General features: G+C 63.2%; 21 protein-coding genes. 18 read left to right on the top strand and 3 right to left on the bottom strand.

The annotated features are described in order from the left end of the window. The 8 genes from ACFWEM_RS32330 to ACFWEM_RS32295 are packed head-to-tail and all read left to right on the top strand — an operon-like array spanning window position 1 to window position 7,883. Window positions 1–1,170 carry an MCE family protein gene (locus tag ACFWEM_RS32330; RefSeq protein ID WP_378539733.1) on the top strand — a complete coding sequence of 390 codons (1,170 nt, stop codon included), beginning with the start codon at window positions 1–3 and terminating at the stop codon, window positions 1,168–1,170. Beyond that, on the top strand, window positions 1,167–2,189 hold the full coding sequence (locus ACFWEM_RS32325; RefSeq protein ID WP_378539732.1) for an MCE family protein: 1,023 nt from the start codon (window positions 1,167–1,169) through the stop codon (window positions 2,187–2,189). Before ACFWEM_RS32330 ends, ACFWEM_RS32325 begins: the two co-directional genes overlap by 4 nt. Continuing rightward, window positions 2,186–3,208: an MCE family protein gene (locus ACFWEM_RS32320; RefSeq protein ID WP_378539731.1), complete on the top strand. Its 1,023-nt coding sequence runs from the start codon at window positions 2,186–2,188 to the stop codon at window positions 3,206–3,208. Before ACFWEM_RS32325 ends, ACFWEM_RS32320 begins: the two co-directional genes overlap by 4 nt. Continuing rightward, window positions 3,208–4,470 carry an MCE family protein gene (locus tag ACFWEM_RS32315; RefSeq protein WP_378539730.1) on the top strand — a complete coding sequence of 421 codons (1,263 nt, stop codon included), beginning with the start codon at window positions 3,208–3,210 and terminating at the stop codon, window positions 4,468–4,470. Before ACFWEM_RS32320 ends, ACFWEM_RS32315 begins: the two co-directional genes overlap by 1 nt. Next, window positions 4,467–5,600, top strand: a complete 1,134-nt coding sequence (locus tag ACFWEM_RS32310) for an MCE family protein (protein WP_378539729.1) — start codon at window positions 4,467–4,469, stop codon at window positions 5,598–5,600. The genes ACFWEM_RS32315 and ACFWEM_RS32310 overlap by 4 nt, the downstream gene beginning before the upstream one ends. Continuing rightward, the gene (locus ACFWEM_RS32305; RefSeq protein WP_378539728.1) at window positions 5,597–6,916 is read left to right on the top strand and encodes an MCE family protein; all 1,320 of its coding nucleotides are present in this window, start codon (window positions 5,597–5,599) and stop codon (window positions 6,914–6,916) included. Before ACFWEM_RS32310 ends, ACFWEM_RS32305 begins: the two co-directional genes overlap by 4 nt. After that, window positions 6,883–7,419, top strand: coding sequence for a hypothetical protein (locus tag ACFWEM_RS32300; protein ID WP_378539727.1), 537 nt, complete (start codon window positions 6,883–6,885; stop codon window positions 7,417–7,419). Before ACFWEM_RS32305 ends, ACFWEM_RS32300 begins: the two co-directional genes overlap by 34 nt. Before the next feature lie 5 nt (window positions 7,420–7,424). Next, the gene (locus ACFWEM_RS32295) at window positions 7,425–7,883 is read left to right on the top strand and encodes a hypothetical protein (protein WP_378539753.1); all 459 of its coding nucleotides are present in this window, start codon (window positions 7,425–7,427) and stop codon (window positions 7,881–7,883) included. Here the strand turns inward: ACFWEM_RS32295 and ACFWEM_RS32290 are convergent. Then, window positions 7,880–8,470, bottom strand: coding sequence for a TetR/AcrR family transcriptional regulator (locus ACFWEM_RS32290; protein WP_003943994.1), 591 nt, complete (start codon window positions 8,468–8,470; stop codon window positions 7,880–7,882). The genes ACFWEM_RS32295 and ACFWEM_RS32290 overlap by 4 nt on opposite strands. Before the next feature lie 219 nt (window positions 8,471–8,689). Here ACFWEM_RS32290 and ACFWEM_RS32285 point away from each other — a divergent pair, with 219 nt between their 5' ends. After that, complete coding sequence (locus tag ACFWEM_RS32285) at window positions 8,690–10,228, top strand: FAD-binding protein (protein WP_378539726.1); 1,539 nt, start codon at window positions 8,690–8,692, stop codon at window positions 10,226–10,228. Between the two features lie 30 nt (window positions 10,229–10,258). Here ACFWEM_RS32285 and ACFWEM_RS32280 read toward each other — a convergent pair whose 3' ends face one another. After that, entirely contained in the window at window positions 10,259–10,768 is a 510-nt protein-coding gene (locus ACFWEM_RS32280) for a MarR family transcriptional regulator (RefSeq protein WP_347872870.1), read from the bottom strand. 174 nt (window positions 10,769–10,942) lie between these two features. Here ACFWEM_RS32280 and ACFWEM_RS32275 point away from each other — a divergent pair, with 174 nt between their 5' ends. After that, on the top strand, window positions 10,943–11,725 hold the full coding sequence (locus ACFWEM_RS32275; RefSeq protein ID WP_283306787.1) for a dioxygenase: 783 nt from the start codon (window positions 10,943–10,945) through the stop codon (window positions 11,723–11,725). 39 nt (window positions 11,726–11,764) lie between these two features. On the opposite strand, the gene ACFWEM_RS32270 is transcribed toward ACFWEM_RS32275, so the two are convergent. Further along, a complete protein-coding gene (locus ACFWEM_RS32270) occupies window positions 11,765–12,223 on the bottom strand; it encodes a peroxiredoxin (RefSeq protein WP_378539725.1) in 459 nt (152 codons plus the stop codon). Window positions 12,224–12,280: 57 nt separating this feature from the next. Here ACFWEM_RS32270 and ACFWEM_RS32265 point away from each other — a divergent pair, with 57 nt between their 5' ends. The 8 genes from ACFWEM_RS32265 (at window position 12,281) to ACFWEM_RS32230 (ending at window position 20,204) form a co-directional block, all read left to right on the top strand. Then, window positions 12,281–13,867 carry an anthranilate synthase component I gene (locus tag ACFWEM_RS32265; RefSeq protein ID WP_378539724.1) on the top strand — a complete coding sequence of 529 codons (1,587 nt, stop codon included), beginning with the start codon at window positions 12,281–12,283 and terminating at the stop codon, window positions 13,865–13,867. Further along, entirely contained in the window at window positions 13,864–14,571 is a 708-nt protein-coding gene (locus ACFWEM_RS32260; RefSeq protein ID WP_378539723.1) for a TIGR02234 family membrane protein, read from the top strand. The genes ACFWEM_RS32265 and ACFWEM_RS32260 overlap by 4 nt, the downstream gene beginning before the upstream one ends. 125 nt (window positions 14,572–14,696) lie before the next feature. Continuing rightward, complete coding sequence (gene trpC / locus ACFWEM_RS32255; protein WP_003944016.1) at window positions 14,697–15,506, top strand: indole-3-glycerol phosphate synthase TrpC; 810 nt, start codon at window positions 14,697–14,699, stop codon at window positions 15,504–15,506. A 74-nt stretch (window positions 15,507–15,580) separates the two neighbouring features. Continuing rightward, complete coding sequence (gene trpB, locus ACFWEM_RS32250) at window positions 15,581–16,942, top strand: tryptophan synthase subunit beta (protein ID WP_378539722.1); 1,362 nt, start codon at window positions 15,581–15,583, stop codon at window positions 16,940–16,942. Further along, the gene (trpA, locus tag ACFWEM_RS32245) at window positions 16,939–17,742 is read left to right on the top strand and encodes a tryptophan synthase subunit alpha (RefSeq protein WP_378539721.1); all 804 of its coding nucleotides are present in this window, start codon (window positions 16,939–16,941) and stop codon (window positions 17,740–17,742) included. Before trpB ends, trpA begins: the two co-directional genes overlap by 4 nt. Further along, complete coding sequence (lgt, locus tag ACFWEM_RS32240) at window positions 17,739–18,821, top strand: prolipoprotein diacylglyceryl transferase (RefSeq protein WP_378539720.1); 1,083 nt, start codon at window positions 17,739–17,741, stop codon at window positions 18,819–18,821. The genes trpA and lgt overlap by 4 nt, the downstream gene beginning before the upstream one ends. After that, window positions 18,818–19,243: a TM2 domain-containing protein gene (locus ACFWEM_RS32235; protein ID WP_378539719.1), complete on the top strand. Its 426-nt coding sequence runs from the start codon at window positions 18,818–18,820 to the stop codon at window positions 19,241–19,243. Before lgt ends, ACFWEM_RS32235 begins: the two co-directional genes overlap by 4 nt. A 127-nt stretch (window positions 19,244–19,370) precedes the next feature. After that, entirely contained in the window at window positions 19,371–20,204 is an 834-nt protein-coding gene (locus ACFWEM_RS32230; RefSeq protein ID WP_378539752.1) for an NINE protein, read from the top strand. Window positions 20,205–20,324 lie beyond the last annotated feature (120 nt).

Genomic DNA, 20,324 nt, shown 5'->3' with positions numbered 1-20,324 from the left:
GTGCACAGATACGGCTACAAGTTGGCTGCGCTCGGCCTGGCCGCGGCGATCATCGGGGTCATCGCCCTGGCGGTCGCGTCTTTCAACCAGACGTTTGTCCCCCGCGTGCCGATCACGGTGATTGCGGAGCGCGCGGGACTCGTGATGGATCCCGGCGCACGGGTGAAGATGGCCGGGGTGACGGTCGGCTCGGTGGAGTCCATCACGCCGAGCGACGACGCCACTGCACGACTGTCGTTGTGGATCGATCCCGCAGCGCTCGAGTCGATTCCGGCCAACGTAGAGGTGGCGATCACGTCGAATACCGCCTTCGGCGCGAAGTTCGTCAGTCTGTCCTCGCCGGAGCGGCCCGCGAGCACGCGCCTTGCCTCCGGGGCGACGATCGACGCTTCCCGGGTGACCGTCGAGTTGAACACCGTGTTCGAGAAACTGACCACCGTGCTCAGGACGGTGGATCCGGGCAAGCTCGATTCGACATTGGGAGCACTTTCGACCGCCCTGCAAGGACGCGGCGAGCGCCTCGGTGTCGCACTCGAACAAGCTGATACGTCATTGGTCGAATTCAACACTGCACGTGAGGCGCTCGATCACGTGCTGACCGACCTGCCGACCGTCACGCAGACCTACCGCGACGCTGTTCTCGACCTCTTGGACACCCTCGACTCGCTCACGACCACGGGCACCACTGTTCTCGACGAGCAGGAGAATCTCGACCTACTCCTGCTCAATGTGATCGGGCTGGCCCGCACCGGCGCGGACGTACTGGGAGCCAACGCCGACGGCGTCGACACCGTTCTTTCCCTGCTACGTCCGACGACCGCTCTGCTCGAGGAATACTCCCCGGTGATTCCCTGTATGTTCCACGGTCTGCAGGAGAGCAAGCGGATCGGCGACGGCGCCTACAACGGTCAACCGGGCATCAAGATGTCGATCGGTCTGATTGCCGGAACCGAACCGTACCGCTATCCCGACGACCTGCCCAAGGTGGCGGCTACCGGCGGTCCGCAGTGTATGGGTCTCCCTTTGCGTGATCCGAACGTCAACGCGCCGTACCTGGTGACCGACACCGGGGTGAATCCGTTTGCGCCCGAGCGTCAACCGAATGGTGGGCAGCCGATGAACACGGTCCCGGACCTGATGAGCTATCTGTTCGGGACGGAGATCCGATGAAAGTTCGTGGGTACACCTTCAAGTTCGGGCTCTTCGTCCTGGTGATGATCCTCGTCAACGCCGGGCTGATCCTCGTATTCGGCCAGATGCGGGGCGGCGACGCCAAGTCGTACTCGGCGGAGTTCGTCAACGCCTCCGGGCTCAGAGCGGGCGACAAGGTGCGCATCGCCGGTGTACCGGTCGGCTCCGTCGGCTCGGTCGAATTCGGTGGGAATCATCGTGCCCACGTGAACTTCAGCGTGGATTCGGGTGACACCGTGACCACGTCGACCAGGGCCGCTGTTCGATATCAGGATCTGGTGGGCAATCGGTACCTCGAACTGCTCGACGGCCCGGGAATCGCGGAACCGCAACCCGAGGGCCAGAGCATCCCCGTCGATCGCACCGCGCCGGCACTGGACCTCGATGCGCTACTCGGCGGCTTCAAGCCGCTGTTTCAAGCGCTGGACCCGCAGCAGGTCAACGCGTTGTCGATGTCCTTGCTCGACGTGTTCCAAGGACAGTCCGGAACTGTGGCTTCGGTGCTGGCGCACACCGGCTCGATCACCAACACACTTGCCGATCGTGACCAACTGATCGGCCGTGTCATCGACAACCTCGACGGTGTGCTCAGTGAATTGCGTAGCCGGGGTGGTCAGTTCAGTGACACTCTCGATCACCTACAGCAGCTGGTCAGTGGGCTCGCGGCGGATCGGGAGATGATCGGGAGCGCCGTCGACAGCGTGAACACCGCATCGGGTACCTTCGCCGATCTCCTTGCCGGAGTTCGCCCGGACATCGCCGGGAACCTGTCGAAACTGGATGCAAGCCTGACTCCGCTGATCGACCAGCAGAGTGAGCTCGATCGGATTCTCGCATCGATGCCGTCGAACTACAGGCAGTTGATCCGAGTGGGTTCGTACGGATCGTTCTTCAATTTCTATCTCTGCGGTATCGCGCTGAAAGTCGACGGGGCAGACGGCACACCGCTCACTGTCGATTTGGTGGACCAGACGACCGGAAGGTGTGCGCCCCGATGAGAGAGATGGCACAGAACCAGGCAGTACGAGTGGGCGTCGTGGGATTGGTCGTCACGGCAGCCGTCGTACTGGCGTCGTTGCAGTATCAGAACCTCCAGTTCTTGAAATCAGGCGTCGGATACAGCGCAGTGTTCGCCGACGCCGGCGGCCTGGCTCAGGGAGACGAGGTCAATGCCGCAGGCGTGAAGATCGGGACGGTGGACCGGATCGAGGTCGAGAACGGACTCGCGCGCGTGGACTTCACACTGGACGGGTCTATCGGTCTGGGGAAAAGCACGTCTGCGGCGATCACCACGATGTCCCTCCTGGGCAAGCGGGCTGTCTCACTCGATGTGGACGGTGCGGGAAGGATCGCGGTCGGCGGCGAGATCCCGGTCGAGCGAACGAGATCGGCGTATTCGCTGCCCGACGTACTCGGCGATCTCACCACGACCGTGGAGGACATCGATCTCGACCAGCTCTCCGAATCGCTCGACGCGGTGGGGCAGGTGATGGGGGCCAGTGCGCCGAATCTGCGGCCGGCACTCGACGGTGTCGCGCGGATCTCCGACAGCGTCAATCGACGGGACGAGATGTTGCGCGGCTTGTTGTCCGATGCAAACGACGTCGCCGGGACGCTGGCCGAACGTGGACCACAGGTCAATGCACTACTCGTCGACGGCAACGCCCTGTTGGGTGAACTGGATCGGCGACAGGCGGCGCTGGGGGAAGTGATCACGAACATCTCGGCGTTGTCGACCGAGCTGAGCGGACTCGTTCACGACAACGAGGCGCAATTGCAACCGGTCCTCGTCAAACTCGACACGGTTGTCGGCATTCTGCAGAACAACAAGGACAACCTCTCCCAAGGAATCGACGGTCTCGGCACGTACGTGGGCACGCTCGGTGACACCGTGGCCAGTGGGCCCTTCTACTACGCGTACGTCCAGAACCTGGTGCCGGCTCAATACACCCAACCCTTGATCAACGCAATGTTCGGGCTTCCGCCTGCGCCGCTACCGATTCCGGAGGTCAAGTGATGGGTGCAGCACACGTTCGTCTGTCGTCTAAGTGGCGCCGAATCGCCGCCGTCGGCGCAGGGATCATCGGCGCCGCGATCATCGTCGTATCGGGATACGTTGTGCTGCAACACGTGCGCTACTACAACGTGACGGCATACTTCACCTCGACGACCGGACTGTACGTCGGCGACGACGTTCGTGTCGTGGGAGTCGACGTCGGTCACGTCACCGGCATCACCCCGCAAGGAGACCGGATGCGCGTCGAACTGACACTGGCACGCGAGGTTCCGGTGGCCAGTGACGCAAAAGCGGTGATCGTCGCGCAGTCTCTGGTCTCGGCTCGCTTCGTGCAGTTGACGCCGGCGGTGACGGACGGCGGCGATGCTCTGGCCGACGGTGCGGAGATCGGTCTCGACCGCACGGCCGTCCCGGTGGAATGGGACCAGATCAAGGAACAGTTGGGCCGGGCAGCGGATGCATTGGGCCCGAACGGAAACGATCGGGGGCCTGCCGCCAACTTCCTGGACGGTGCCGGATCTGCACTCGCGGGCAATGGCGAAGCTCTGGGACGCTCGGTGACCGAACTCTCGGAGGCGATGAGCACGCTCGACGAAGGCGGCGCCGACCTGTTCGGCACGATCCGCGGTCTGCAGACTTTCACCACCGCACTCGCGGCAAGCGACGAACAGATCGTTCAGTTCCAAGGTCGGCTGGCGAATGTCACGAGTGTGCTCGCCGAGAGCCGGACACAATTGGCGCCTGCTCTCGTCGATCTGGATGCGGCCGTCGGCGACGTGCGGCGATTTGTCGAACAGAACCGAGCCGGATTGACTGAGCAGGTTGCGAAGTTGGCCGACGTGTCGCAGGTGCTGGTCGACAAGCGCGCGGGCCTGGAGAAGGTGCTGCACCTGGCTCCGACGGCGTTGTCGAACTACTACAACGTCTACCGGCCGGCGCAAGGAGCAATGGTGGGTGTGCCTGCATTTCAGAACGTGGGTAATCCGATCGACTTGATCTGCGGCGGAATCGCCGGTCTGGCCAACGACACCTCGAAGAAGGGTGCGGATTTGTGCATCGAATACCTCGGCCCGTTGCTCAACACGATCAAGGCGAACTACCCGGATCTGAGCATCAATCCGACCAGGGCACTCGGCGCGTTACCGGATCAGTTGATGTACAGCGAGCCTGATCTGAAACCGACTGCTGCGTTGGACTTTCCGACCATGCCTGCGGCGCCTGACCTGACCGGACTGCTCATGCCGTCGACGGAACCGCGATGACCAGGCTTCGGTGGGCGTCGGTGTGTGTAGGGGCGAGCACCGTGCTCGTTCTGACGGGTTGCCAATGGAGCGGGCTGAATTCGGTTTCGCTGCCAGGCGCAGCTGGGCGCGGTGAGGGGAGTTTCGCAGTCGTGATCGAGATGCCGGACGTCACGTCGATAAGTCCCAACTCTCCGGTCATGGTCAACGACGTGACAGTCGGAAGTATCAGTGCGATCGAGACCGACAACTGGCACGCACGGGTGACGGTCGCGCTCGACGGTTCGGTGTCCCTGCCGGCCAACGCGACGGCCAAGATCGGCCAAACCAGCCTGCTCGGGTCCAAACACGTCGCGCTTGCGCCGCCCACCCACGTGGAGCCGGAAGGACGGTTGTCGGAGGGATCGGTGATCCCCCTCGCGTCGGCCGGCGTCTATCCCACCACCGAGGAAGCGTTGACGGCACTGTCGTTGGTCCTCAACGGCGGTGGGCTCGCTCAGATTCACAGCATCACCACGGAGCTGAACACGGCGCTCGGCGGACGGACCGTTGCGGCTCGCGACCTGCTGAGTCAGATGGATACCGTGACGGAAACACTCGACCGTCAACGTGATGCGATGGTCACGACCATGGAGAATCTCGACGTCTTCGCCGGTGAAATCACGGCCCAGAGAGATGTTCTCGGACAGGCGTTGGAGACGCTCGATCCCGCCTTGGCGGAACTGAGCGCCCAGCGCGTGAGCCTGACCACCGCGCTCGATGCGGTCGGTAGGTTCGGGGACGTCGGGACCGATCTGGTCGATCGGACCCGCGACGATCTGAAGGCCAATTTGAGCTCCTTGGAATCGACGCTGCAGAAGGTGGTCGAAACGGGGCCGGACCTGATCAACAATTTGGGCAACCTGAGTACCTTTCCCTTCCCTCAGACGACCATCGACGACGGAATGCGCGGCGATTACACCAATCTGTGGGCGCTGATCGACCTCACGAGTAATCGTCTCCAGTCGGGGCTCGGCTTCGGCACTCCGTTCGGGGCGCCGCAAACCCCCGTGGAGAACGGGATCCTGGTAGATCCCTTGACCGCTCCACTCGGTACAGGGCAGCCCGGCCCACTTGGCACAGGGCGGCCCGCCCAGGGCGGTGGACGATGATTCTCACGAAGTTGGTGCGAAGGCAATTGACGATCTTCGCGATCCTCGCCGTGATAGGCATGAGCGCGGCCGCGATCTCGTATCTGAGAGTTCCGACGATGCTCGGAATTGGGCGCTATACGGTGACAGTCGAACTGCCCGACGCCGGCGGACTCTATCGCAACGCGAACGTGACGTACCGCGGCGACACCATAGGTCAGGTCAGGTCGGTGCGTCTCTTTCCGGGAGTTGTGCGCGCCGAATTATCCTTGGAGAGTGCGATTCCCGTTCCCGCCCGCGAGCTGGCGGTAGCGGTGCGAAGTGTGTCGGCCATCGGCGAGCAATACGTCGACATGCAACCGAGTACCGCTGACGGACCCTTTCTGGCCGACGGAGACGTGATCGGCCCCGACGCTGTCACGATCCCGACCGAGATCGGACCGGTCCTCGATCAGGCGCAGGCGATGCTCGCATCGGTACCGCAGGACAAGTTGCGATCGGTGATCGACGAGTCCGCGGCAGCGTTCGGTGGCAGGGGAGAGGACCTGGCTCGGCTGCTGGATTCGACCACCTCGTTCGTCGATCAGATGTCTGCTGCCACAACCCCGGCCACGACGCTCGTACAGCAGTTGGATCCGCTCCTTCAGACCCAGGTGGTGACGGGCGACCAGATCCGCCAGTGGGCGTCCAGTGTCGCTCAGCTCAGTGGGCAGTTGGCGGTCGCGGACGGCTCCGTGCGCAACATCCTCGAAACCGGACCGGGCCTTGCGACCGAGGCCGACTTGCTCTTTCAAGGCCTGAAACCCACTTTGCCTGTGTTGCTTGCCAATTTCACCGGCACCGCTCAGGTGGCCCTGACCTACAACGCGGGGTTGGAGCAGGTACTGGTCATCCTGCCGCCACTGGTCGCCGCTCAGGAAACCGTTGTCCAACGCGGGCAGGTGGACGGCGCCGCGAACGTCAACTTCCACCTCCAGGCGCAGGACCCTGCGGCCTGCTCGACCGGCTACCTTCCGGCCGATCAGCGACGAGACCCGACCCAGATGAGTGTCCCGGACACCCCGGCCGACTTGTACTGCAAAGTTCCGCAGAACTCGGTCTTCGCAGTTCGTGGATCCCGGAACATCCCCTGTATGGAGGTACCGGGCAAACGAGCACCGAGCCCGGAGATCTGTCGGAGCCCAGATCCGTACGTCCCGTCGGGAACCAATGCGCCCGGCGAGTTGTACACGGGGCCAGACGGAGTCGACTATCAACACACGGAATTGGCTCCTGCTGCTTCCGATTCGGGGGAGGGTGAGCCGTGGCAACAGCTGCTGACGCCGACGAATCGCTGAGGGGCGAGGTGCTGGAGCCGGTCAGAGGGAAACGCGGTGTTCTCACTGCCCTGGCATGGATCGCACTCGCGGCTCTGAGCGCAGTTGTCGTCTTCGGTGCTCTGGCAGTTCGATCCGACCGGGCGCGAGAGACCCAGCGTCAAGAGTACGTCGACGGTGCGGTCGCAGGAGCCCTCGCTCTGATCGACGTTCACTCCGCCACAGTCGACGAGGATCTCGAGACGCTGCAGTCGCTGAGTACGGGAACCTTTGCCGACGAACTGAAGTCCGGCGAATCTGCGTTCGTCGCGTCCATCCGTGATTTTGCCGTCGAATCCGACGGGCGTGTCGACACCGCAGCCTTGGCATCGGAATCCGGTAACTCGGGGGTGGTGCTGATCGCGGCATCTGCTCAGGTCGGCAATTCAGCGGGAGTGTCTTCGGCGCGCACCTACCGTCTGCGCGTCGGTGTCGAGGACGTCGACGGGCGGGTACTGATGTCGAGTGTGGAGTTCGTGCCGTGAAGCGCATGGTCATGGCGCTTGCAGCGTTGGTCTTGATGGGAGTCGGCGGCACTGCGATCTGGAGTCACCACCGTTCGGGGGACGCTGAAACCGCACGTGTCGAGGTGATCGGTGTGGCGCCCACGCTCGTCGAGAAGCTCCTGAGCTACAACAGCGATACCGTCGACGACGATCTCGCACGAGCGGCCGAAGGCGCCGGCGGATCGTTTCAGGACAGTTTCACCGAATTCGGATCGAAAACAGTTGCCCCACAGTCGAAGGAGCAGGGAATCAGCACGAAAGCCCGAGTCGTCGATGTCGGTGTGCTCTCCGTTGCCGCGGACCGCGCAGAAGTGCTCGTGTTCGTCGATCAGATCACGACGAGTACCGTGCAACCGGCACCTGCGTCGACGTCGAGCCGAGTCGAGGTGACGCTCGATCGAGTCGAGGGAACATGGTTGGTGAGTGCCATGACTCCGGTCTAGTGGAGGTTGTCGCGACCCGCCATGATCAGCCTGGCGGTGACTTCGAGACGATCTGCGATCTGCGAATACGACTCGTACCCCATGCCTGCTCGGACTAGCGCTCCGGACCAGGAGATTTCGAGTGCTTCGAGCACGTCGGGATCGTACGACGGACCCAGTGCCTCGATGAGCCGCTCGCGGATGTTCTTGCCGATACGTCCGCGGAGGTGTTCGACGTCGGGATCGTTGCCCATCATCGCCGTGGTCACTGCCGCGGCCAACTCCGGTTCGTCGGAGACGAGCAGTGCGACGCTGCGTAGGACCGAACAGACCTGCGCTTCCCGTTCGGCCTCGGGGGAGGGCTCGTGGGGTACCGCGTCGAGGCGACGCCAGAACAGTTCTGCCACAAGGTGACTCTTGGACGAGAAATAGGTGTATGCCGTAGCCGCGGCGACACCGGCCTCTGCTGCCACCATCCGCACGGTCAGATCGGCAAACCCTTTGTCGCGCAGGACCGTGATCGCTGCCGCGGTCAATCGATCGACGGTTTCGGCTTGCTGCTGGGTCAGTCGGCGGCGAGTGGACTCGAACTTGGTCTTACCAGACATGTGTCCAGACACTACGGGATCAGACCCATGCGAGCAAAGTGTGCGCTATCTCCGCATGTCTCGCTCCCGCTCGGTGTCATGTCTCGCTCCCGCTCGGTGTCACGTCTCGCTCCCGCTCGGTGGGAGAGAATTTCGAACCCCCGCGATCGCTAAGTCCGTGTGTTAGAACGATTTCTAGAACATGTTCGGAAATTGTGCCCAGAATCTGAGAGGCTGACGATGACGAAGTGGGACGAGACGTGCGACGTACTCGCTGTGGGATCAGGCGGTGGACTTACCGGCGCGTACACGGCAGCCCGCGAAGGCCTCGACGTCATTGCGATCGAAGCAACCGACAAGTACGGCGGAACAACGGCGTACTCGGGCGGCGGCGGAATGTGGTTCCCGTGCAACGCTGTTCTCCGCCGCGGTGGCGACGACGACACCATCGAGGATGCGCTGGAGTACTACCGATCAGTGGTGGGTGACCGTACGCCCGCCGACGTTCAGGAAGCCTACGTTCGAGGTGGCGCCGAGTTGATCGACTACCTCGAGGAGGACTCGAACTTCGAATTTCAGATACTGCCGTGGCCTGACTACTTCGGTGAAGAACCCAAGGCGCGGGCGAGCGGACGGCACATTGTTCCCAAGCCGATGAACGCGAACAAGCTGGGTGCGCTTCGTGATTCGCTTCGTCCGCCGTTGGCGACGGAACGGCTGGGGGAGGAGTTGCCGAAGTACCTCGTCGGCGGCCAGTCGTTGATCGGTCGATTCCTGTTGGCGCTTGCGGAACTCCCGAACGCCACCATGCACCTGAAGACCACCCTCGAGGAACTGGTCGTCGAGGACGGAGTGGTGGTCGGAGCCGTCGTCGACCGAGATGGTCGGCGTCGAACCATTCAGGCACGCAGAGGAGTGATCCTCGCCGCCGGTGGATTCGAGCAGAACGAGACCATGCGTGCCGAATTCGGTGTCCCCGGATCCGCTCTCGACACGATGGGCTGCCCCGGCAACCTCGGGAAGGCGCACCAGGCGGCGGTCGCCGCGGGTGCCGACACCGACCTGATGGGCGAGGCCTGGTGGTCGCCGGGACTCACCCATCCAGATGGGCGCTCCGCGTTTGCGCTGTGGTTCACGGGCGGAATTTTCGTGGACGACAACGGTTGTCGGTTCGTCAACGAATCTGCGCCGTACGACCGCTTGGGCCGCGCCGTCATCGAACACATGCGGGCTGGGAAAGTAACCACGCCGTATTGGATGATCTACGACAGCCGGGAAGGCTCAGTGCCGCCGGTGAAGGCACCCAACGTCCCGTTGGCTCCGTCGGAGCAGTACGTGGATGCCGGATTGTGGAAGAGTGCCGAGACACTCGAAGACCTTGCCTCCCAGATCAATGTTCCCGCGGAGAATCTGGTGGAAGCCGTGAAGCGGTTCAACGCATTGGCGGCAACCGGCGTCGACACGGACTTCGGTCGAGGAGGTACCGCGTACGACCGAGCCTTCTCGGAGGGCGCGTCGCCGCTCGTCCCGATAGATCAGGGACCGTTCCACGCCGCTGCTTTCGGTATCTCCGATCTCGGAACGAAAGGTGGTCTACGTACCGACGCGACCGGGCGCGTGCTGAAGACTGACGGGACGGCCATCGCGGGGTTGTATGCGGCCGGAAACACGATGGCAGCGGCCAGCGGGACGGTGTATCCGGGCGGTGGAAACCCGATCGGTGCGAGCATGCTGTTCAGCCACCTGGCTGCGCTGGACCTGACGAAGCCGCCGTCGTAGGCAGCAGTCGCCCGTTTCGGGTCTGGCTGGTCAGGCCTTGCCGAGTCCGGCGGCGATTCCCTTGTCCAGTTGGGTGAGCATTGCCGTACCCAGGGACGAAAGCTGGGCAACCTGGCGATCGTCGAGGCCCTCGAAGAGCAGGCCTTGGACAGACGCGACGTGCGGTGGCGCGGCCGCGACAACCTTTGCCATGCCTTCGTCGGTGAGTACCGCGTTGGACCCACGGCTCCCGCGGATGACTTCCCGTTTCACCCAGCCGGCCTTCTCCATCTTCGTGATGACGTGAGAGAGACGGGACAGGGACGCGTTCGCGCGCTGCGCCAGTACCGACAACTGGAGTTTGTGGTCGGGGGCGTCCGAGAGTGCGGCCAGCACGAAGTACTCGAAGTGTGTGAGTGCCGAATCTCGTTGCAGTTGAGTGTCGAGTGCGGCCGGCAACCGAGTCACGAGAGCGATCAGTGTCAGCCAGGCTTCCTGCTGCTCGGCTGTGAGCCACTTCGTCTGAGACTGCGCGTCGGTCTGCGCGGTCGGTTCACTCATCGGTGACTTCTCCTTCGGGTCGAGCATTCTTCTTGCACAGAGCGTGCTGGTGTACAGCGTCTCAGACGCATGTCCAGAAGAATCTTGCGGGGAATAGTTGCGGGACGCAAGTGTTGAGTTCTATATTAGGTTGAACCTTCAACTTACGACGAATGTCTATCCCGAGGAGTCCGTATGTCCACCACGACAATGCCTGCGCTGTATCTCAGCCACGGTGCTCCACCCCTGGTGGACAGTGCGTTGTGGGTCGAGCAGTTGGGGGCGTGGGCCGGCGATCTTCCGAGACCGACGGCAATTCTCGTCGTCTCGGCGCACTGGGAATCAGCACCGCTGACGATCGGATCGACGACAACGGGGACCCCGCTCATCTACGACTTCGGCGGTTTTCCCGAGAGGTTCTACCGCGCGAAGTACAACTCTCCCGGCGCTCCGGACCTCGCCGCACAGGTCGCCGCATTGATGCCGGACAACGAACGGGTGGTTCAGCAGCCGAATCGGGGCCTCGATCACGGTGCCTACGTGCCGCTCACGGTGATGTACCCGGATGCGGACATCCCGGTCCTTCAGATTTCGCTGCCCACTCTCGACCCCGAGCGTTTGCTCCATCTCGGTGAGCGCCTACGGCCCCTCCGCGAGCAAGGTGTGCTGATCGTGGGATCAGGATTCACCACGCACGGGCTACCGTTCCTGCGCGATCCGTCGCCGGAAGCGCAGGCCCCGGGATGGTCGGCGGAATTCGATGCGTGGGCAGGGGAGAGGTTTGCTGCCGGTGACGTCGATTCGTTGATCGACTTCCGCGCCCAAGCTCCCGGGATGCCGTACGCGCATCCGACCATCGAGCACTTCGCCCCGTTGTTCGTCACGCTCGGTGCGTCGTCCGATCCGGAACAGGTGCCCACCCAGGTGATCGACGGATTCTGGATGGGACTTGCGAAGCGCTCGATTCAGGTCGCCTAGAGATTCGGGTAGCCCGGAGAATCGGGTTGCCCAGGGAAGTCAGCTCCGATTGCGAAGGAACTCGAGTGCCTGGTCGCCGTGTGTGTTGGCGCGCAGCTCGCTCGAGATGACTTTGAGAACGGTGCGGTCGGTGTCGATCACGAAGGTCGAGCGTTTGACCGGAGCCAGCTTGCCCAGAAGCCCGCGCTTGACGCCGAACTGTTCGGCTACCGCGCCGTCGGTGTCGGCAAGCAAGGGGTAGTCGAACGACTGTGCGGTTGCAAAGGTTGACTGGGCTTCGACCGTGTCGGTGCTGATGCCGGCCCGCGAAGCACCCACCGCCGCGAATTCGCCGCCGAGGTCACGGAAGTGGCACGCCTCGGCGGTGCACACCGGCGTCGAGGCTGCCGGGTAGAAGAAGAGGACCAGGGGTCCGTTCTCGAGCAGGCTCGTCAGCGAGCGCGGAGTTCCGTCCTGGTCGGGCAGCGAGAATTCGGGAGCGAGTTGGCCTGGTTTCATTCGGCCGAGGTTACCCGCGCACGACGACCGCGTGGGGGAGCCTGGGATGATGGAGCCATGCACGGCGAGCCCACCTCCATGTCCGCACGGTCGTCCGACACCGCGATCGTCGGTGACGCGTCCGATTCCACCACCACTCGGGAGCAGTTCCGTGCTCTCGCAGCCGAGCACCGGGTCGTACCGGTCACTCGGAAAGTGTTGGCGGACTCCGAAACTCCGCTCTCGGCATACGAGAAGTTGGCCGGCAATCGTCCCGGCACCTTCCTGCTCGAGTCGGCCGAGAACGGTCGTTCGTGGTCGCGGTGGTCGTTCATCGGCGTCGGAAGCCCGGCCGCACTGACCGTCGTGGACGGAGAAGCCGCGTGGTACGGCAATGTTCCCGCCGGCGCTCCGGCCGGCGGCGACCCGATCGATGCGCTCGGTGCCACCCTTGAACTACTTCGTTCGGAGCGGCTGCCCGACCTGCCGCCTCTGACGGGTGGCATGGTCGGATTCCTCGGCTACGACGCGGTTCGGCGACTCGAGAAATTGGGTGACTCGGCGGTCGACGACCTGCAGATCCCCGAGATGGTCATGCTGCTCGCTGCCGACATCGCCGCCGTCGATCACCACGAAGGGGCGATCACCCTCATCGCCAATGCCGTCAACTGGGACGGTACCGACGAGCGTGTCGACACGGCCTACGACGACGCGGTCGCGAGGTTGGACGCGATGACTCGCGCTCTCGCGGCGCCGGCGAAATCGACCGTCTCGACCTTCTCGAAAGCAACTCCGAACTACCGCCGTCAGCGCACCACCGAAAGTTTCGGTGTCGACGTCAAGAAGCTGATCGGCGACATCGAAGCGGGCGAGGCATTCCAGGTAGTGCTCTCGCAGCGATTCGAGATCGATTGCACTGCAGCGCCGATCGATGTGTACCGGATGCTGCGCGCGTCGAACCCCAGCCCGTACATGTATCTGCTCAATGTGCCGAACGGTGATGGTGAGACCGCGTTTTCGATCGTCGGTTCGAGCCCCGAGGCACTGGTCACGGTTGCCGAGGGCGTCGCGACCACGCACCCGATCGCGGGAACCAGATGGCGCGGTGCCACCGAGGAGGACGACATCCTGCTGGAGAAGGATCTCCTCGCCGACGAGAAGGAGAACTCCGAGCACCTCATGCTCGTCGATCTCGGGCGAAACGATCTGGGTCGTGTCTGCCGACCGGGCACGGTGAAGGTGCACGACTATCGGCACATCGAGCGTTACAGCCATGTCATGCATCTCGTCTCGACCGTCACCGGTCATCTGGCCGAGGGGAAGCACGCTCTCGACGCGGTGACCGCATGCTTCCCCGCTGGAACCCTCTCGGGCGCGCCCAAAGTGCGGGCAATGCAGTTGATCGAAGAACTCGAACCCACCAGGCGGGGAATCTACGGCGGCATCGTCGGCTACCTCGACTTCGCCGGCGACGCCGACACCGCGATCGCTATCCGAACGGCATTGATCAAGGACGGGGTCGGATACGTCCAAGCGGGCGCCGGCGTCGTGGCCGACTCGGATCCCGTGTACGAGGACACCGAGGCACGCAACAAGGCGATGGCAGTACTGAGCGCCATCGCGTCGGCGCACACCTTGCGCACCATCGGAGCTGACGACCTGTGAGTGAGAACGAGTCGATTGCAGCGGAGCAGCCTACAAACGCTTCTCGTGGCACCGCTGTGCCGAGAACGCTTCTGCTGGCGTTGTCGGCGGCAGCTTTGTGGGGCAGCTCACGAATGACGTGGGTTCATCTGACCTCGAGTGACGGCAAGACGCTGGAGCGGACGACGGACCTCGACGGCAGCACGTGGGCGGCGGCGATGACTCCACTCGCGCTTGCGCTGCTGGCGGCGATCGCGGCTTCGTTTGCGGTGCGAGGTTGGGCCCTGCGGGTAGTCGGACTGTTGGTGGCGCTCGTCGCAATAGCGGTTGCGGTTCCGGCGGTGCAGTTGTTGGTTTCCGGTGCTTCTGCGGATCGAGCGGTGGAGTTGGCCGAGTTGTCCGGTCACCCGGAAGACCTCTCGACGACTGTTTCGGTACTGCCTGCGCTGCTGGCCTTGGTCGGAGCGGTGGCGGCGCTCGTCGCGGCAGTGCTCCTGATGCGCAAACCTCCAGTGCGAGGCGGGTTGTCGTCGAAGTACGACAACCCTGCTGCGCGTCGGGAGGCGGCCGCAAAACTGGGCAAGGCTGACACCGCCGCATCGGACGAGCCTGTGACGCAACGGATGTTGTGGGACGCGCTCGACGCCGGAGAAGACCCGACAGTCGCCGATGGGGACGACGGAGCTGGGGGAGACAGCGGTGCGAAACCGGGTTCGTCGCACTGAGTAAGACTGAACCCTCACCTGCGTGGGTACCCCGACGGAGTAGCAAAATTTCGTCCCACTAGGCTGAGACCACCCTGATGACGTATCTCACATCGGGCTCTTGCCCAGAAAGGATTCGGGCCACGATGACCGTACTCGACTCGATTCTCGACGGGGTGCGCGCTGATGTCGCCGCCCGCGAAGCCGTACTCGACTTCGCTGCAGTCAAGGCTGCCGCGGCCGCTGCACCGCCTGCACTCGATGCTGCAGCAGCACTTCTGGAATCGAGCATCGGCGTCATCGCCGAGGTCAAGCGCGCGAGCCCGTCAAAGGGTGCGTTGGCCGACATCGCCGATCCCGCAGAGCTTGCCGCGGCCTACCAAGCCGGTGGCGCACGCATCATTAGTGTTCTCACCGAAGAGCGCCGTTTTCACGGCTCGCTCGCCGATCTCGACGCGGTCCGCAAAGCCGTCACCATTCCGGTGCTGCGCAAGGACTTCATCGTGGGGCCGTACCAGATTCACGAGGCTCGCGCTCACGGCGCCGACGTCATCTTGCTGATCGTCGCCGCGCTCGAACAGCAGGCGCTCGCCTCGCTGATCGATCGCACCGAATCCCTCGGAATGACTGCCCTCGTCGAGGTGCACACGGAAGAAGAAGCCAACCGCGCGCTCGAAGCCGGCGCCAAGGTGATCGGGGTGAACGCCCGCAATCTCAAGACTCTCGAGGTGGACAAGAACACCTTCGGTCGCATTGCTCCCGGTCTACCGACCGAGACGATCAAGATCGCCGAGTCGGGTGTTCGCGGAACTGCCGATCTCTTGGCATACGCCGGTGCGGGTGCCGACGCGGTGCTCGTCGGTGAAGGCCTCGTGACCAGCGGTGACCCTCGCAAGGCCGTCGCCGATCTGGTCAACGCCGGCGCACACCCGTCCTGCCCGAAACCGTCTCGATAAAGCGCATCACCGGCCCGGCGTGCTTTGACGCACCCGGGCGGTGACCAGCGGCACCCTTGGGGCAGACTGGTGGGGTGACTTCACGTACTCAGGAACCAGGCTCCGGTGCAGTATCAGGTGCAGCATTCAAGGGCGGCAATCTGCCGCCCGCCAGCGCGGGACTCACCGAGCGCTCACATGATCCCGATGCCGGCGGCCATTTCGGCGTCTACGGCGGACGGCATGTGCCGGAAGCTCTCATGGCGGTCATCGAAGAGGTCACCGCGGAGTACGAAAAGGCTCGCGCGGACGACACGTTCTTGAACGAACTCGATCGCTTGCAGCGTGATTACACCGGACGTCCGTCGCCGATTTTCGAGGCAACGCGAATGAGCGAGTTCGCCGGTGGTGCGCGCATCATTCTCAAGCGTGAAGATTTGAACCACACCGGTTCTCACAAGATCAACAACGTTCTCGGTCAGGTTCTGCTGGCAAAGCGCATGGGTAAGACCCGCATCATCGCCGAGACCGGAGCAGGCCAGCACGGTGTGGCATCGGCCACCGCCTGTGCACTGCTCGGTCTCGAGTGCGTCATCTACATGGGTGCTGTCGACACCGAACGTCAAGCACTGAACGTCGCCCGCATGCGCCTACTCGGCGCGGAGGTCGTCTCGGTCGAGACCGGTTCGCGCACGCTCAAGGACGCGATCAACGAAGCCTTGCGCGACTGGGTTTCCCACGCGGACAACACCTATTACTGCTTCGGTACCGCGGCAGGTCCGCACCCGTTCCCCACCATCGTTCGCGACTTCCAGCGAGTGGTCGGCCTCGAAACTCGTGTCCAGGTTCAGGCACTGACCGGTCGCCTGCCCGACGCAGTCACAGCCTGCGTCGGAGGTGGTTCGAATGCGATCGGAATCTTCCACCCGTTCATCGACGATCTGTCGGTACGGCTGGTGGGCTACGAAGCAGCCGGTGACGGTGTCGAAACTGGTAGGCATGCAGCAACATTCGCCGGTGGTACACCGGGTGCCTTCCAGGGCGCCTACTCCTACCTGCTTCAGGACGAAGACGGTCAGACCATCGAATCGCACTCGATTTCTGCCGGTTTGGACTACCCGGGCGTCGGACCCGAGCACGCTTACCTGAGCGATATCGGGCGTGCCACCTACGAACCCGTCACCGACAGTGAAGCGATGGATGCTCTACTGCTGCTCTCGCGCCGCGAAGGCATCATCCCGGCCATCGAATCCGCCCACGCCGTTGCCGGCGCGCTCCGACTGGGCAAGGAACTCGGCGAGGGCGCGATCATCGTCGTCAATCTCTCCGGTCGCGGTGACAAGGACATGGACACCGCCGCAAGCTGGTTCGGTCTCTTCGACGGCGCCTCGAGTCAGGCAACCGCTCCGGATGATGCAGCAGACCAGAACGACAACACGGAAGGCTCGGACAAGTGAGCGAACGACCATCACGCCTCGCACCCACCTTTGCAGCGTGCAAGGCTGACAAGCGTGCCGCCCTCGTCGGTTACCTGCCTGCCGGTTATCCGACCGTTCCCGAATCGATCGACGTGTTCAAGGCGATGGTCGACGGTGGCTGCGACATCATCGAAGTCGGTGTCGCGTATTCCGATCCGGTCATGGACGGTCCGACCATCCAGCGTGCAGCCGAAACCGCACTCACCAACGGCGTTCGCCTTCGCGACATCTTCACCGTGATCGAGCAGATCAGTTCGGTCGGCGGCAAGGCCGTCGTGATGACCTACTGGAACCCGGTACTGCAGTACGGCGTCGAGAAGTTCGCACGAGACCTCGCTTCCGCCGGCGGGCTCGGACTCATCACCCCCAACCTCATTCCGGAAGAAGCAGGCGCCTGGATCGAAGCATCCGAGGAGCACCACCTCGACCGAATCTTCCTTGTCGCCCCGTCCTCGACAGAAGAACGGCTCGCGATGACACTCGACGCGAGTAGTGGATTCATCTACGCGGCCTCGACAATGGGTGTCACCGGCGCTCGAGACGCCGTGTCTTCGATGGCTCCGGAACTGACCGCACGAATCCGCGCGCATTCCGACATTCCCGTCGGCGTCGGATTGGGAGTTCGCTCCGGCGCACAAGCTGCCGAAATCGCGGCATACGCCGATGCCGTCATCGTTGGTTCGGCCCTGGTTTCCGCGGTCGAGAACGGGTTGGGTGCGGTTCGCTCGCTCACCGAAGAACTCGCCGAGGGCGTCCGCTCGGCTACCGTGGCGTCGTGACCTCAACTGTGGACCTGCTGGCCTATATCCCCAGCCCGCCCCAAGGCGTCTGGTACGTCGGACCGGTGGCGCTGCGCGCCTACGCGCTCTTCATCATCCTCGGCATCATCGTCGCGATCGTGTGGGGAGATCGTCGTTGGGTCGCCCGCGGTGGCGAGAAGGGGACCGTTCTCGACATCGCGATCTGGGCTGTTCCCTTCGGTCTGATCGGTGGCAGGCTCTACCACGTATTGACCGACTGGCCCGCCTATTTCGGCGAGAACGGTACGCCTCTCGACGCACTCAAGGTGTGGCAGGGCGGCCTCGGAATCTGGGGAGCTGTCTTCCTCGGCGGTATCGGTGCGTGGATCGGCTGCCGGCGACGCGGCATTCCCGTATCTGCCCTCGGTGACGCGATTGCGCCCGGCATCCTGCTCGCGCAGGCCATCGGCCGTATCGGCAACTACTTCAACCAGGAGTTGTACGGTCGCGAGACCACCGTGCCGTGGGGCCTCGAGATCTTCGAGCGAGTGAACTCTTCCGGCCAACTCGATCAACTCGCGGGTGTTTCCAACGGAGAAGTCATCCGGGTCGTTCACCCGACGTTCCTCTACGAGGCTGTGTGGAACGTCCTGATCGTGATCCTGCTTGTCCTCGTCGACCGCCGATTCAAGATCGGCCACGGACGCCTGTTTGCTCTGTACGTCGCGGGCTACTGCCTGGGCCGGTTCGTCGTCGAGCTGATGCGCGACGATTTTGCCTACGAGATCGCCGGCATTCGAGTCAACACCTTCACTTCGGGGATCGTGTTCTTCGCCGCGCTTGCCTACTTCTTCCTGGCGAAGAAGGGGCGTGAGGATCCGGCTGATTTGAAGTCGAAGAACTACGTTGCTGCGGTATCTGCCGGTGAAGCAGGAGCCGCGACGCCCGTTACCGAGAGTGATTCAGCAAAGACCGATGCAAAGGCGGATACAAAAGCCGATGCAAAGGCCACTGAATCTGATTCCCCTCAATCCGATTCCGGTGAGGCAAGCGCCTCCACGGCAGCGACGGACGAGTCGTCGGACGCGGTGAAGCTGTCGAAGAATGACAAGCCGTGACAGGTTCCTATTCGCAGGGAGGATTCCCCGAGGATCAGGGGCCGGTGTACGGCGCGCCCAATCCGTACGGTTATCAGCAGCCACTGCCGGCTCCGTCGATGTACGGGTTCGGTGATCCCTACGCGCCGTATGGTCGGCACCCGGTAACCGGGGAACCGTATTCCGACAAGTCGAAGGCCACTGCCGGCCTGTTGCAGATTTTGCTGGGCTTCTTCGGAATCTGTGGAGTCGGGCGCCTCTACATCGGAAGTGTCGGCATCGGACTGTGCCAACTGCTCGGCATGTTCTTCGCGCTGTTCATGTCGGCGTTCCTCATCGGAATTCCATTTGCCATCGGAATTTGGATCTGGGCGTTCATCGACGGCATCGTGATACTTTCGGGCAATGCGCGGGACGGTGCTCGCCGGCCATTGCGAGGATGAGTCGCGAGCACGAACTGAGGACAGATGTGTGGGGGACTGGCCACGAGAGGGTCGAACCCTCCTCGCGGCCCGATAACAAAAGCTATTACGTACCGTCGTCGAATCGAAGGAAAGTACGTTGCCTAACTTGAACAAGAATCCGGAACCTTCCGAGTCGGGGGACTCGTCTGGATCGCAGCCGCCAGTTCCACCGCAGTTCGGGTCGCCCTTCGACTACGACGCGACGGCGGATGCGTCGTTGACGGAGACATCGGCGCCCACGGAAAAGACGCCGTCGACGGAGACCACCGGCACCGGTCCAGGCTGGGACACGTATTCGGGAGTCGGAAACGGTCCGGGTTGGGGAAACCACCCCATCTACCCGCCGCCGACCGGAACCGAATCGACCACAGCGTTTCCCACTGCCGATTCCACACCGAATCAGCCCACAGCGCCGTACACGTCGCAGGAAAGCTACGCCGCTCAAAACTATCCGGCGCCTGACTACTCGAGCCCGACCCAATCCCCGACGGACGGTCCGGTCTACGGTGCGCCGGCAGATCAGACTCCGAATCCTTACGCGGCTCCGCCGCAGGGAAGCCAGAATTACGGTCAGCCGCAGGGCTACCCTCAGCCCGGATATTCACAGCCGGGTTACGGTCAGCCGCAGGGATACCCACAAGCGCAGGGTTATCCTCAGGCTGGTTACGGCCTGGTTGATCCGTCCGCACCGTACGGACGTGACCCGATGACCGGCGAACCGTACTCGGACAAATCGAAGACGACCGCCGGATTGCTGGGTATTCTGCTCGGAGGATTCGGAGCGGGACGGTTCTATCTCAATCAGCCCGGCATGGCTGTAGCGCAGATCGCGGTCACTTGGTTGACGTGTGGCATCGGCGGAATCTGGCCGCTCATCGACGGAATCATGATGTTGACCGGCAGCGTGCGCGATCAGTACAACCGTCCTTTGCGTAGCTGATCGAGACGACGTTCGGAACTGTGACCCCCTGATGCCTCGGTATCAGGGGGTTACAGTTTTACTCTCGCGACCTGCGGTTATGGGCTGATAAACTAGCGCTCGTCGGCTGCATGTCCGTGT

Source organism: Rhodococcus sp. NPDC060176 (genome assembly GCF_042728675.1).
Taxonomy (GTDB): domain Bacteria; phylum Actinomycetota; class Actinomycetes; order Mycobacteriales; family Mycobacteriaceae; genus Rhodococcus_F.
Note: the sequence above shows the minus strand (reverse complement) of the source record. Positions and strands in the feature narration are given on the sequence as shown.